The 13,315-nt window shown below is 74.1% G+C and carries 15 protein-coding genes; 6 read left to right on the forward strand and 9 right to left on the reverse strand.

Annotation, left to right across the window (positions count from 1 at the left end):
• Together PSU4_RS21510 and PSU4_RS21515 are read left to right on the forward strand one after the other, a co-directional pair.
• Positions 1–298, forward strand: a 298-nt coding sequence (locus tag PSU4_RS21510) for an aldehyde dehydrogenase family protein (RefSeq protein WP_147111417.1), incomplete at its 5' end; no start/stop codon positions are given.
• A gap of 85 nt (positions 299–383) precedes the next feature.
• Positions 384–686 carry a TfoX/Sxy family protein gene (locus PSU4_RS21515; RefSeq protein WP_147111420.1) on the forward strand — a complete coding sequence of 101 codons (303 nt, stop codon included), beginning with the start codon at positions 384–386 and terminating at the stop codon, positions 684–686.
• Here PSU4_RS21515 and PSU4_RS21520 read toward each other — a convergent pair whose 3' ends face one another.
• The 5 genes from PSU4_RS21520 to PSU4_RS21540 all read right to left on the reverse strand — a co-directional run bounded on the left by PSU4_RS21520 (position 687) and on the right by PSU4_RS21540 (position 5,097).
• Positions 687–1,610 carry a LysR family transcriptional regulator gene (locus PSU4_RS21520; RefSeq protein WP_147111423.1) on the reverse strand — a complete coding sequence of 308 codons (924 nt, stop codon included), beginning with the start codon at positions 1,608–1,610 and terminating at the stop codon, positions 687–689.
• Positions 1,611–1,691: 81 nt separating this feature from the next.
• Positions 1,692–2,012 carry a putative quinol monooxygenase gene (locus tag PSU4_RS21525; protein WP_147111426.1) on the reverse strand — a complete coding sequence of 107 codons (321 nt, stop codon included), beginning with the start codon at positions 2,010–2,012 and terminating at the stop codon, positions 1,692–1,694.
• A 161-nt stretch (positions 2,013–2,173) separates the two neighbouring features.
• Entirely contained in the window at positions 2,174–2,854 is a 681-nt protein-coding gene (locus PSU4_RS21530) for a hypothetical protein (RefSeq protein ID WP_147111428.1), read from the reverse strand.
• 67 nt (positions 2,855–2,921) lie between these two features.
• The gene (locus PSU4_RS21535; RefSeq protein WP_147111431.1) at positions 2,922–4,058 is read right to left on the reverse strand and encodes an alpha/beta hydrolase; all 1,137 of its coding nucleotides are present in this window, start codon (positions 4,056–4,058) and stop codon (positions 2,922–2,924) included.
• 34 nt (positions 4,059–4,092) lie between these two features.
• Entirely contained in the window at positions 4,093–5,097 is a 1,005-nt protein-coding gene (locus PSU4_RS21540) for a CobW family GTP-binding protein (RefSeq protein WP_147111433.1), read from the reverse strand.
• Positions 5,098–5,168: 71 nt separating this feature from the next.
• Between PSU4_RS21540 and PSU4_RS21545 the strand changes: the two genes are divergently transcribed.
• From PSU4_RS21545 to PSU4_RS21560, 4 genes are all read left to right on the forward strand, one after another.
• The gene (locus tag PSU4_RS21545) at positions 5,169–5,678 is read left to right on the forward strand and encodes an SRPBCC family protein (RefSeq protein WP_147111436.1); all 510 of its coding nucleotides are present in this window, start codon (positions 5,169–5,171) and stop codon (positions 5,676–5,678) included.
• A gap of 4 nt (positions 5,679–5,682) precedes the next feature.
• Positions 5,683–6,648, forward strand: a complete 966-nt coding sequence (locus PSU4_RS21550; protein WP_147111438.1) for a carbohydrate kinase family protein — start codon at positions 5,683–5,685, stop codon at positions 6,646–6,648.
• A 234-nt stretch (positions 6,649–6,882) separates the two neighbouring features.
• Positions 6,883–7,296 carry a cupin domain-containing protein gene (locus tag PSU4_RS21555; protein WP_147111441.1) on the forward strand — a complete coding sequence of 138 codons (414 nt, stop codon included), beginning with the start codon at positions 6,883–6,885 and terminating at the stop codon, positions 7,294–7,296.
• Positions 7,297–7,341: 45 nt separating this feature from the next.
• Positions 7,342–7,908, forward strand: a complete 567-nt coding sequence (locus tag PSU4_RS21560) for a DUF1707 SHOCT-like domain-containing protein (RefSeq protein ID WP_147111444.1) — start codon at positions 7,342–7,344, stop codon at positions 7,906–7,908.
• Positions 7,909–8,069: 161 nt separating this feature from the next.
• On the opposite strand, the gene PSU4_RS21565 is transcribed toward PSU4_RS21560, so the two are convergent.
• The 4 genes from PSU4_RS21565 to PSU4_RS21580 are packed head-to-tail and all read right to left on the reverse strand — an operon-like array spanning position 8,070 to position 13,087.
• The gene (locus PSU4_RS21565) at positions 8,070–9,092 is read right to left on the reverse strand and encodes a PHP domain-containing protein (protein ID WP_147111446.1); all 1,023 of its coding nucleotides are present in this window, start codon (positions 9,090–9,092) and stop codon (positions 8,070–8,072) included.
• Positions 9,093–9,117: 25 nt separating this feature from the next.
• Entirely contained in the window at positions 9,118–10,662 is a 1,545-nt protein-coding gene (locus PSU4_RS21570; RefSeq protein WP_147111449.1) for a CYTH and CHAD domain-containing protein, read from the reverse strand.
• 1 nt (position 10,663) lies between these two features.
• Positions 10,664–12,133 (reverse strand): FAD-binding oxidoreductase, encoded by a 1,470-nt coding sequence (locus PSU4_RS21575; protein WP_246115263.1) that lies wholly within the window; start codon positions 12,131–12,133, stop codon positions 10,664–10,666.
• A 9-nt stretch (positions 12,134–12,142) separates the two neighbouring features.
• Entirely contained in the window at positions 12,143–13,087 is a 945-nt protein-coding gene (locus PSU4_RS21580; protein ID WP_147111451.1) for an NAD(P)/FAD-dependent oxidoreductase, read from the reverse strand.
• Positions 13,088–13,315: the final 228 nt, after the last annotated feature.

Consider the following 13,315-nt stretch of genomic DNA (forward strand, 5'->3'; position numbering starts at 1 on the left):
TATAGCGACCATCGCCACTCACGACCGCTCGTCGGGGCCGGCGCCGTGCGGATCCGCGAACGACACGATCTGCGGCCTGACCGCCTCGGTCGTCACCGACGACGCCGACCGCGCGCTCGCCGTCGCCCGCCGGATCCGGTCGGGAACGGTGGGCCACAACGCCTTCCGCACCGACTTCGGGATCGCGTTCGGCGGGTTCGCGCAGTCGGGCGTCGGCCGCGAGGGCGGCACCGAGGGCGTGGCGCCGTACCTGGAGACCACGACGGTCGTCCTCGACGCCACCCCGACCGGCTACTGACGCACGGACCTCGTGAGCGGCAATAGTCGCCATAGCGACTATTGCCGCTCACAGGGGTTGGTGGCGGTGTGGTGTGCTGCACGTCGTGGACGACCAACTGCTCGGACGGCTCCGCACCCTGTTCGACGGCCGCGCCGACGTCGTCGAGAAACGGATGGTGGGGGGACGCTCGTTCCTGGTCGACGGCCGGATGTGCTGCGGGGTCACCAAGGGCGGGCTGATGGTCCGCGTCGGCGTGCAGGGTCGCGACGCGGCGCTCGCCGAACCGCACGTGCAGCCGCTGATGATGGGCGCCAAGGTCGTCGAGGCGTACGTGGTCGTGGCCGCCGACGCCGTCGCGGACGACGACGACCTCACGCGCTGGGTGCGGCGCGGCGAGGAGTCCTAGTCACAGGACCGCCTCCTCCAGGCTGCGGCCGATGTCGGCGCCGGTCACGACCTCGACGAGCGCCTCGGCGAGGATCGACGCCGGCTCGCGGTCGGGCACGATCAGCCCCACGACGGGCCGCGGCCGGATCTCGGCGAGCGGTCGCGCGCACATCCCCGCCGGGACACCGAACGCGTGCAGCCAGGTGTGGGCGACGATGCTCGCGAGCCGGCGCGACGCGACGTGCGCGTACAGCCCGTCGACGCTGTCGGCCTCGACGACCGGGTCCAGCCGCTCCCCCGCCGCCGCCATCGTGGCGTCGAGGATGCGCCGGTTGCGCATCGACGGCGGTAGCGCGCACAACGGCATCCGGGCGGCTGCCTCCCAGGTCACGACGTCGTCGTCGGCGTGCGGGTCGTCGTCGCGCAGCAGCAGGAGGTAGCGCTCCCGGTACAGCTCGACGCGGCGGGTGCCGGGCGGGGTCTCGTCGTCGAGGTAGGTGACGCCGGCGTCGAGCTCGAACTCGGTGAGCCGCCTGCTGATCTCCCGCGACGGCAGCGCCTCGATCCGCACCCGGGCCAGCGGGTTGCGCCGGCCGAACAGCTCGGTGATCAGCGGGGTCGCCGGGATCGCGGTCGGGATGGCGCCGATGCGTGCGGTCGCGGTGATGCCGTCGCGCATGCGGTCGAGGTCGGCGTAGAGGGCGTCGCGCTCGGCGAGGATGCGGTGGGCCCAGCCCAGGATCCGCGCGCCCTCGTCGGTGAACCCTTCGAACCGCCTGCCCCGCAGCACGATCACGGCGTCGAGCTCCGACTCGAGCTTGCGGATCGCGGCCGAGAGCGTGGGCTGGCTGACGTGGCAGGCCGCCGCGGCCCGGCCGAAGTGCCGTTCCCGGCCCAGCGCGACGAGGTACTCGAGCTGGCGGATGAGCACGTCGCCGGACACGCGGCGATCATAGGTGCCGTCATGCCCTCGATCCGCGCTCGCTCACGGCCGTGAGGTTGCGCGCGGGGCCGACGGGCGCCGTCACTCGGCGGGAGTCACCTCGGCCATGTCGTTCCAGCCGTCGAGCTCCTGGTAGATGATCTTCGGGCGCTCGGCGACCTGGTAGGGCATCCACTCGAAGAACTTCTTCACGTGGTCCATCGCGACGTGCGCCTCGCCCGCCGCCGAGTCCACGAAGGCCTCGAGGATCGCGAACTCGTTCGGGTGCTCCGTGCTCTCGAAGTACTCGAAGGAGATGTTGCCGGGCTCGGCGTTGACATCCGCGGTGTACTGCGCGATGCCCTTGAGCCACTCGTCCCGCTTCTCGGGGCGGATCTTCGCCTTGAGCGCGATGAAGATCATCGGATGGGGTTCCCTTGCCGTTCGGAGGTCGCCGGCGCAGGCCGGCCGTCGACCCCCGACCGTAGTGCCCGGCCACGACGCCCGGGAGGGCCGAAATTCTCCCCGGGTGATGATCAGCGGCGTTCGCGCGCAACGTCCCCCGGTCGGGCCACGCCCCGCGGTCAGGCGCAGCGCAGCCGGTCGCGGAGCGCGTCGGCACGGGCGCGCAGGACGACGACGGGGTCGAGCGTGTCGTCCTGCCCGGTCACGGTGCTCGGGCGGCGGCGTCCCGGGACCGGGCCCGTCGCGTCCAGTTCGGTGGCGACGTCGGCGAGCTCGGTCAACGTGTCGCGGACGGTCTCCCCGGAGTCGTCCCCCGACACCGCCGACCACAGCAGCGGGCCGAGCAGCCGGTCGGGGTCGATGAGCCCGGTCCGCCACGCGCGGCTGTCGGCGACACGCGAGCCCAGCACGCACAGCTGCCACGTCGACGGGTCGGTGGTGTCGGTGACGTTGCGGCTGAACCGTCGTGAGCCGGTGAGCTTGCGGTAGCGACGTTCGGGACTGTCGACGAGGTCCACGATCGCGAGCAGCAGCGCCGCCAGCACCGCGCCGACGAGCAGGCCGGCGACGAGCCACGCCAGCTTCCACCAGCCGTCGCCGAGGAAGAGCGCACCGGCCGCGCCCGCGGCGACGACGACCCCGAGGGTCGCGCCCGCGGGCACCCGGTCGTGGACGAGCGCGCCGTGGTCGTCGATGGAGTAGTGCGTGCCCTCGACGATCCGCGGATCGAACACGACGAAGCCTCGCCGGGTACGGACCAGCGTCTGCAAAGGGTGCCGCCCGGCGGCGGGTCGTTCCATCGTGCGTGTCCCGTTCACATGCGAAAGCCGACTGCTACAACCAGGTATCGACGACCGTGCCGCGGTGTTAGCCGACCGCGCGGGTGATTCGCTCCATAGCGCGCGCACCCACCGGGCCCCGGTCGCGGTCATGGTCGCGGACGGCCAGCGACAGGCCCGCGCGGACGGCGCTGGCGGCGTCGAGGGTGGCGTCGCGGGCGGCCGCGCTGATCGCGGTGAAGCTCGCGTAGCCGTGGACGAGCCCGCTGAACCGTCGCGCCAGCACCGGGACGCCGGCGTCGCGCAGCCGGGCGGCGAACTCCTCGCCCTCGTCGCGCAGCGGGTCGAACCCGGCCGTCGACAGGTAGACCGGCGGCATCCCGGACAGGTCGTCGGCGCGCAGGATGGCGCCGCGGGCGTCGTCGTCGGGGACGCCGTCGGGCAGGTAGGCGCGTTCCAGCTCCGCGAGGTACTCGGCGGTCAGGCCGAAGCCGGAGCCGAACAGCTCGCGGGAGCCGCCGCTGCGCTCCGCGTCGGTGGCCGGGTACAGGGCCAGCACGAACGACGGCGACGGCAGCCCCTCGGCGGCCTGCTGGTGCGCGACGACGAGCGCGAGGTTGGCGCCCGCGCTGTCACCGCCGACGGCCAGCAGGCGGGGGTCGGCGCCGAACTCGTCGGCGTGGCCGGCGACGTGGGCGAACGCGGCGATGGCGTCGTCGAGCGCGGCCGGGTAGGGGTGCTCGGGGGCGAGCCGGTAGTCGACCGAGAGCACCCGCAGCTGCGACTGCGCGGCCAGCAGCCGGCACAGCGGATCGGTCGAGCCGAGGCTGCCGAGCACGAACCCGCCGCCGTGGAAGTACACGACCATCCCCGACGTCGTCGGCACCGACGGCGGGACGTAGAGGCGCGCGGCGAGCGGGCCGGTGGCGCCGGGGACGGTGAGGTCGTAGGTCTCGATGTCGTCGGGGGCGCCGACGGCGACGATCTCGGCGGCGAAGTCGGCCTGGCGGCGCTGCTCGGCGAGTGCGGCCTCGCCGAGGCGGTCCTCGCTCTCCGACGACAGCAGCTCACCGACGCGGTTGAGCAGCTGCAGGTCGAGGTCGAGCTGCTGGTCGTCGATGCGTACGGGCGGGCCCGCGACCAGGCGTTTGAGCGGTCGGGGCAGCCCGAACACGACTCGCAACGCCACTCGCCACGCCCGCAGCCGGGCCCACTCGCGGACCATGCCCGCAGGTTACTCCCGAGTACGACCCGGACGCTCACCTGTCGAAGGTGTACCGCAGCACAGCGAGCATGTCGTCGGGACCGGCGGGCTCCTCACGCTCACAGGCACGCAGCGCGGACCGCAGCGCGTCGGCGTCGACACCCGAGCCGATGAACTCCAGACCCGTCCGCCGCGGCTCGTCGCGCGGCCACGACGTCCGGTCGAACCGCAGGTACCGGCCCACGGCGTGCAGCCCGAACCGCTGCCGGTGCCCGGTCACCCCGAAGTCGACGAACCCCTTGACCCGGTAGGTCCCGGCGGGCCGGCGGTCGAGCAGCTCGACGAACCGCCGCGGGTCGATCGGGCGCTCGGTGACGTACTCGACGGCCTCGTAGGCGGCGTGCAGGTGGTTCGTGTGGTCGTCGTCGGTGGCCCCGGCGAGCATCAGCTGCCGCCCGGGGACGACGTGGATGTCGAACAGCAGCCCCGGATCGACAACGCCGTGGCTCGCCGGGACGATCGGCGCACGTCCGTTGGCCTCCCGGCACGCCCGCCGGACCCGGCACAACCTGGCCGGGTCGACGCGGTCGGCCTTGTTCAGCACGATGAGGTCGGCGAGGCCGACGTGCCCCTCGACCTGCGGGTGCCGGGCCCGGGTGGTCTCGAACTCCGCGGCGTCGACCACCTGCACCAGCCCGCCGAACGTCGTCCGCGCGGTGCCCGCGGTGAGCACCAGCTGCACGAGCGCGCCCGGCTCGGCGATGCCGCTGGCCTCGATGACGATCACGTCGACCTCCGACGACGGGCCCGCAAGCTTCTCCAGTAGCGGCCCGACGCCCTCCTCGCCGACGGCGCAGCAGAGGCAGCCGTTGCCGAGCGGTACCACACCGTCGGCCTGCCCGCCGACGAGCATCGCGTCGATCCCGATGCTGCCGAAGTCGTTGACGATCACGCCGATCCGAACGTCCGCGCTGTGCGCGAGCAGGTGGTTGAGCAGCGTCGTCTTGCCCGCGCCCAGGAACCCGGCGAGGACGAGCACCGGGATCCGACGGCCGCGCATCCGGCAATGCCTATCACGACCTCGGTGATCCGCTGTGCGACGGCCAGGTCACTTGCAGCAGGATGTCCGGCATGGCCGACGTCACCGCCAGTGCCACGCGCACGATCTCCGCCCCCGCGTTCCGGGTCCGGCGCATGCTCGCCGACTACGAGACGGTCCGCCCCCGCATCCTCACCGAGCACTACCGCGACTACGTGCTGCACAGCGGCACCGTCGGCGAGGGCACGGTCGCGGGCTGGACGTTGCAGGCCACCAGCAAGCGGTCGCGCGAGGTCGTCGTCGACGTCTCGCTGCCCATGCACGACAAGATCGTCGAGACCGACCGCAACTCCACGATGGTCACGACGTGGAAGGTCACCCCCGGCCCGCCCATCACCTGCACCGTCACCGTCACCTCGACCTGGCAGGGCGCCGGCGGCATCGGCGGGTTCTTCGAGCGCCGGTTCGCCCCCAAGGCACTCGCCGCGATCTACGACGAGGTGCTCGCGAACCTGGAGCGCATCGTGGCGGCGGAGCCGGAGGCCGGCACGGACGCCGACCCCGGGGACTCCCCGTCCGTCGAGCGGTCCGACCAGGACTGACCCGGTGCCCGCGCCCGGGGTCGTCGCCGTCGCCGGCGAGGCGCTGGTCGACATCGTGCCCGCCCCCGTCGCCGGCTACCACGAGCTCGCACCCGGCGGCAGCCCCGCGAACACCGCTGTCGGACTGGCCCGGCTCGGCGTCCCCGTGCGGATGCTGGCCCGCCTCGCCGACGATCTCCTCGGCCGCAGGCTGCGCACCCACCTGGAGCGCAACGGCGTCGACCTGAGCCACGTCGTCGCCGCCGCCGAGCCGTCGTCGATGGCGGTGGTGGAGGTCGACGAGCGCGGTGTCGCGAGCTACGACTTCCGCGTCGCCGGGACGGCCGACTGGCAGTGGACCGCCGACGAGCTGGCCGACGCACTCTCCGGCCCCGTCGTCGCCCTGCACACGGGGTCGCTCGCGCTGACCACGGCGCCCGGGGCCGCGGTGCTGCGCGACCTCGTCCGCCGCGCCGCCCCGACCGCGACGGTCAGCTACGACCCCAACTGCCGGCCGCTGCTGATGGGCGGCGACGTCCTCGCCGGGGTGCACGAGATGGTCGGCCTCGCCGACATCGTGAAGGTGAGCTCCGAGGACCTCGACTGGCTGCTGCCCGGGACGTCCTACGACACGGTGGTCGACGACTGGCTCGCCCGCGGTGCCGCGCTGGTCGCGGTGACCCTCGGCGCCGACGGCGTCCTCGCCGCAACCGCGGCGGGCCTGCGGACGCGGCTGCCGGGGCGACCGGTGGAGGTCGTCGACACCGTGGGGGCCGGCGACACCTTCTCCGCGGGGCTGCTGACCGGCCTGCACACCCGCGGTCTGTTCGGCGCCGCTGCGCGGGAGGCGTTGCGCGCCATCGCCGCCGACGATCTCGACGCGGTCCTCGACGGCGCGATCCGGGCCGCGGCGATCACCTGCTCACGACGTGGTGCCGACCCGCCCACGGCCGACGAGCTGGACCGCTCCGCAGCGTCGGGCAGGCCGTGAGCGACGGCGGACGGCCCCAGATCCTTTCGTCCGCCGCCGCTCACGTTCGGGGGTCGCAGGCGACATAAGGGGCGAAACCGACCTCAGCACCGTTGGCCCCTCCCGTCCCGCGACGCCTCTCATTTCACCCCAGCTCGTCACCGTCGGGGAACCCTTCCACCCGGACGTGTACCTCGATCGTGGCGATGTCGACGAGAACTTGCGCCCCACGGGCGCAGTCGGTAACCAACGCCCGTGCCCGTTCCCGACCTCGCCGCCGAGCTCGACCTCGCCCCGCACCCCGAGGGCGGCTGGTACCGACGCACCTGGACCGCACCCGGCACCGTCGACACCCCGCACGGGCCGCGCCCCACCGCCACCGCGATCCTCTACCTGCTCGACGGCGTCTCCGCCTGGCACCGCGTCCGCTCCACCGAACTGTGGTGCTGGCACACCGGATCACCCGTCGGCCTCGCGCTCGGCGGCTCGCTCGACACCCCCGGCCCTCCCGACGAGGCCGTCCTCGGCCCACCCGGCGACGGCGCGCTGCCCCAACGCGAGATCCCACCCGGCGTCTGGCAGACCGCACGACTCCTCGGCGCCCAGCCCGCCCTCGTCAGCTGCATCGTCTCCCCTGGGTTCGACTTCGCGGACTTCTCACTCGCGTGATCGACTCCGGTCAAAACGGACAGGGGTGGGGCTAGGGTGGCAACCATGACGGTCGCGCAGCCTCCCGACCAGACACCGCCCGAGTCCCTCGACCCGGCCCGCCGCACCATCACCGACCAGCTCGAACGCGCCGTCGGCGAGGGCAGACTCACCCTCGACGAGTTCACCGACCGCTCCGCGCTCGTCTGGAAGGCACAGAACGCCGGCGAGCTCGACGCCGTCGTCGCCGACCTCCCCGCCGCGCCCGTCGTCGGCAGCACCCAGCCGGCCCGCTCGACGCTCGTCAGCGTCATCGGCGACATCCGCCGCCGCGGCCGTTGGGCCCTGCGCCGCAAGACCACCGCCGTGCTGCTCATCGGCGACGTCGAGCTCGACCTGCGCGGCGCCGTCGTCACCGAGCAGAGCAGCGAACCCGTCACCGTCGACGTGTGGTCGATCATCGGCGACACCGACGTCGTCGTCCCCGACGGCGTCGAGGCCGAGCTGGTCGGCTTCAGCCTGCTCGGCGACCGCCGCGTCGACCTCGCCCCGGTCCCCCGCGTCCCCGGCACCCCGGTCGTCCGCATCCGGGTGTTCTCGCTGCTGGGCGACGCGAAGCTCCGCAGCGGCTGAGCCTGCCCATTCCGAACGAACGGCACAGTCGCGCAACTGAATTGCGCCAGCGGGCCGTTCGTTCGCTGTGGCGGGCCGGGGCCCGGTTGCACGAACGGCACAGTGGTGCCACTGAGTTGCGCGACTGTGCCGTTCGTGCAATTCGCCGAGCCGGGCCCCGGCTACGCGTGGGCGGCCAGCAGGGCGTCGGCGGTCCAGGTGTTGCGGACCGTCCCCGGGTCGACGCCGCACGCCACCGCGCGGGTGACGCCGTTGTCGAGCCAGTCGAGCTGGCCGGGGGCGTGGGCGTCGGTGTCGATCGTGAACTCGCAGCCCGCCTCCACCGCGAGGCGCAGCAGCCGCTTGGGCGGGTCGAGCCGCTCGGGCCGCGAGTTGATCTCCACGGCCACCCCGTTCTCGGCGCACGCGGCGAACACCGACGGGGCGTCGAACTCCGACTCGGGACGCTTGCGCCGCCCCGTCACCATCCGGCCGGTGCAGTGCCCGAGCACGTCGACGAGCGGGTTGGCGACGGCGGCGAGCATCCGTGCGGTCATCTCCGGTTTCGCCATCCGCAGCTTGGAGTGCACGCTCGCGACGACGACGTCGAGCCGGTCGAGGAGGTCGGCGTCCTGGTCGAGGGCGCCGTCGTCGAGGATGTCGACCTCGATCCCGGTGAGCACCCGGAACCGGCCGTCGAGGGCCTGGTTGAGGGCGGCGATCTGGTCGAGCTGGGCCCGCAGCCGGTCGGCGGACAGCCCGTTGGCGACGGTGAGCCGCGGCGAGTGGTCGGTGATGACGAGGTAGTCGTGGCCGAGGTCGATCGCGGTCTCGACCATCTCGGCGAGCGGCGACCCGCCGTCGGAGGCGTCGGTGTGGGAGTGGCAGTCGCCGCGCAGCGCCTCGCGCAGGGTGGCGGCGGCCTCGTCGAGCGGGGTGTCCTCGGTGGCGCGCAGCCGTCGCAGGTAGACGGGTTCCTCGCCGGTGAGCGACTCCTCGACGCAGCGGGCCGTCACCTCGCCCACGCCCTTCAGCCGGACGAGCTCGCCCGACCCGGCGAGCTGCGCCAGCTCGTCGACGGTCTTGCGTCGCAGCACCGACGCCGCCCCACGGAATGCACGCACCCGATAGGTGGACTCGTGGGCGCGTTCCAGCAGGAACGCGATGCGGCGCAGGTCGGCGACGGGGTCGCGGGGCTCGCTCACGTCGGCGATTGTCGTCGGTGGCCGGTCACCGCAGCCAGCGGCGTGCCTTCTTCGCCCACGCGACGTCCCAGAGCCCGGGCAGCCGGGACTCGACGAGCGCGGCCATCGCCCGGTCGTGGCCGTGCAGGACACCGAAGGTGAACCCGTTGTCGCCGGCCGCGTGGCCCTGGGCACCGAGCTCACGCAGCGCCTCGCGGGACACGACGGAGTCCTGGTGCTCCCCGAGTGCGGTCTGCATCCCCTTGAGGCCCTTGCGGAACGCCTTGACCTGTTTCTTCGACACGGCGGGCGCGGCGAGCTCCGTGGCGTAGCGCATCCGCTTGGCGTCCTTGCGGACGCGGTGGATCGCGTCGTCGGTGGGCTCGTCCTCCATGACCGCGACGGCCTTCTCCAGCCGGCGCGCCGTCTTCCCGGCGACCTTCGGCAGTTCCTTCTCCGCGGGCTTGCCCGCCCGCGCCGAGAGCGGCGGATCGGCGAGGAGGTCGTCGAGCGCGGTGCGCAGCCGGGCGTAGCGGTCGCCGTCGAGCTCGGCGAGGACGGCGGCGCGGGCCTCGGCCTCGATCCGGGCGAAGTGCCGGGTGACCTGGGCCTGCACGGGGCCCAACACGAGGCCGGGGTCGAGTCCCGCGATCCCGGCGCTGATCCGCTCGCGCAGCACCTCGGCGTCACGGGCGGGGGCGAGGGTGCGGCCGAGCTCGCGCAGCTCGTCGACGAGCGGGTCGGTGCGTTCGCGGTCGACCAGCGGGCGGTAGGCCTGCAGGGCACTGCGCAGCCGCCGGGACGCGACACGCATCTGGTGGACGGCGTCGGGCTCGTCGCGACGGACCCGGATGTCCTGCGCCGCAAGGGCGTCGACCTGGGCGGCGAGGTAGTCGACCAGCACCCGCCCGGCGGTGCCCTTCTTCCCCCGGCGCACCCGTCGCGGACGGGCGGGGGCGAGCAGCTCGTCGACGCGGTCGTCGGCGCCGGGGGCCGCGGCGACGGCGCCGACGTCACCGAGGCGTCGTTCCAGCTCCGAGGCCAGCGCCGTGCCGCGGGCGGGCGGGTGCAGCGCGAACTCCGTCCACGTGTCGACGGTCGTCGACTCCCCCAGCGTCGCCACCGACACGTCGTCGCGGTCGAGGGCCGCCCGCGGGGTGCCGGAGGCGAGCAGCCGCGTCGTCGTGCGGACGGTGCGGACCCGGGCGACGGGCCGCAGCTCACGGTCACGGCGCACGCCGCGGACCAGCTCGTCGAGCTCGGCGGGCGGGTCGTGCGGGTCCGCGCCCTCGACGTCGGGTACCGTCGCGGGCAGCCGGATGACGTCGTCCTCGCCGGGCAGGGTGAGCCGCCACTGCGCGTCGTCGGGACCCGTTGCGAGCTCGAGCCGGATGCCGGCCGCGGCGAGGCGGAGGTCGTCGGTGTCGTAGCGCTGCGTCTCGGTGACGACGGCAGGGTCGGGGGCCGCGGTCACTCCGCGCAGCCCGGCCAGCCGGGGGGCGCTCGTCCCGGCGGGGGCTCGGAACGTGCGGGCGGTCGACGGGACCTCGGTGGCGGGACGCATGTCGTGACGTGCCCGGTCGGAGGACATCTCAACCCACCACCTTGCCGGGGTTGAGGATCCCCAGCGGGTCGAGCGCCGCCTTGATCGCCCGCTGCATCGACAGCACCTGCGGCGACTGCTCGCGGCGCATCCCGGCACGCTTGAGCAGGCCGACGCCGTGCTCACCGGTCACCGTCCCTCCGCGCGCGATCGCGGCGTCGATGATCTCCTCGAACGCCGACTGCGCGCGGCGGCGGGCGTCCACGTCGTGGCGGTCGACGATGATCAGTGGGTGCAGGTTGCCGTCGCCGGCGTGCGCGACGGTGGCGATGAACGTGGTGTGCCGCTCCCCGATGCGTTCGACCTCGGCGAGCATGTCGGCCAGCTTCTGCCGGGGCAGGCACACGTCCTCGGTGAGGACGGCGTCGGCGCGCTGCTCGAGCGCCGGGTACACCATCCGGCGGGCCTCGAAGAGGGCGTCGGCCTCGACGGCGTCGGTCGAGATCATGGCGTCCTTCGCCCCGCACGCCTCGAACGCGGCGAGGATGCCCTCGGCCTCGGCGGTCGCGGCCGGCTCGGGAAGGTCGGTCTGGGCGAGCAACAGCGCCGCGGCGTTCTCGGGCAGGCCGGCGTTGCGCCACTCGTTGACCGCCCGCAGGCTGTGCCGGTCGATCAGCTCGAACACCGCCGGCTGCAGACCGGCCGCGGTGACGGCCGCGACCGCGGCACCGGTGTCGGCGAGCGAGTCGAAGAAGCCGACGACGGTGCGCGGCGGCGTCGTCCGCAGCGGTCGCAGCCGGACGGTGACCTCGGTAATCACGCCGAGGGTCCCCTCGGAGCCGACCATCAGCCCGGCGAGGTCGTAGCCGACGACGCCCTTGGCCGTCCGCCGGCCCACCCGCACGATCTCGCCCGCCGCGGTGACGACCTCCAGGGCCAGCACGTAGTCGCGGGTCACGCCGTACTTCACACAGCACAGCCCACCCGCGTTGGTGGCGACGTTGCCGCCGATCGTCGACCACGGCGCGCTCGCCGGGTCCGGCGGGTACCAGAGGTCCTGCGCGGCGGCCGCCGCCCGCAGGTGGTCGTTCACCACGCCGGGCTGCACGACCGCCAGCCGCTCCCCCGGGTCGATCTCGACGATGTCGTTCATCCGCTCCAGGCTCAGCACCAGGCAGCCGTCGACGGCGTTCGCGCCACCCGACAGGCCCGTCCCCGCCCCGCGCGGGACGACGGCGACGTGATGGCGCGCGCAGCTGCGCACCACCGCGGCGACCTCGTCGGTGGTGCGGGGACGGACCACCGCGACCGGCGTGCCGTACTCGGCCCACTCCGCCTCGTCGTGGACGTAGGGGCCGATCGTGTCGGGATCGGTCAGCAGCCGGTCCGCGGGCAGCGCGGCGCGCAGCTCCGCGAGTACCGCCTCGGCGGCGGGGTCCGCGTCGAGCGTCGCCAGCCGGGCGGGCCGGTCGTCACCGAAGGGACGGTCCAGCGGCGACACGGGCTCGGCGGTCTCCATGCCCCGACGCTACGACGCCCGGTGCCGCCGGGCCAGCTCCCGGCCCAGCAGCGTCCCCGACCGCCACGCCGTCTCGATCCGCGGGCTCCCCCACCCGTCGCCTGCCAGCGCGACGCCGTCGCCAGCCAGCAGGAACGGCACGTCCCGGTCGTCCTCCGGCGCGGCGTAGCGCCAGCGGTAGGCGCGCGTCCACACCGGCTCGGCGCGCACGTCGAGCAGCTCCGACACCGCGGCGAGCACCTCCGGGATCGCGCCATCCGGGTCGGCGTCGTACGTGCGGGCCACCTCGGAGGTCGTGTGCGCCACCAGGACGGGGGCCGCGTCACCGCGGCGGGCACCGTCGTCGGCCACCATCGAGACGACCGGATGACCGTTGACGAACGCCGCGGGCAGCGGCGCCCAGGACCGCGTCGCGAACCCTGCCGCCACCGCCACCACCGGGCGCCAGCGGCGTCCCGCCGCCGCGGCGTGCGCCGCCAGGGCAGGGTCGAGGACGCGCACCGCCTGCGGGTCGGGCATCGCGAGGACGACGGTGCCGGCAGGCTCCCCGTCGACGGTCGGCCCCGGGCGGACGTGGCGCACCTGGTGGCCGAGCTCCACGGGAAGCCCGCACGCCAGGTCCTCGACGAGGCTGCGCAGCCCCTGCGGCGCCGACCACCGCATCGGGCCGGGCGAGCGGCCCGGCCCGTCGCCGCTCAGCACCGCCAGCTCCGGCGTCCACGGCCGGGCCAGGCCCGCGGTGCGCCAGCCGGCGACGACCTCGGCGAACTCCGGGTCGCGCACGGTGAAGTAGGCGGCGCCGGTGTCGACCGCCCGCCCGTCGACGGTGCGGGTGGCCATCCGGCCGCCGACGTGGTCGGCGCGGTCGAGCACGCGCACCTCGACACCCGCTGCCACCAGCTCGGTGGCGCAGGCGATCCCGGCCAGCCCGGCCCCGACGACCACTACGGACATGACCAGGTCACCCTAACCCCGGCGAGAATCGGCTGACGATCACCGGCGGGGTTCCCGGCCGACGAGAGGTCGGCCCTGCGCGGGGATCGGTACCTGCGCGCGGTGTTGGGTGCCGACCGCACAGACCGCGCGCAACCTCACTGCTGCGTTCCGGCCGTCGGACGACCGTGAGGTTGCGCCCGACAAACCGCGCGCAACCTCACTGCTCTTCCGGCGCCGCGAGACGAC

The organism is Pseudonocardia sulfidoxydans NBRC 16205 (genome assembly GCF_007989085.1).
GTDB lineage: Bacteria > Actinomycetota > Actinomycetes > Mycobacteriales > Pseudonocardiaceae > Pseudonocardia > Pseudonocardia sulfidoxydans.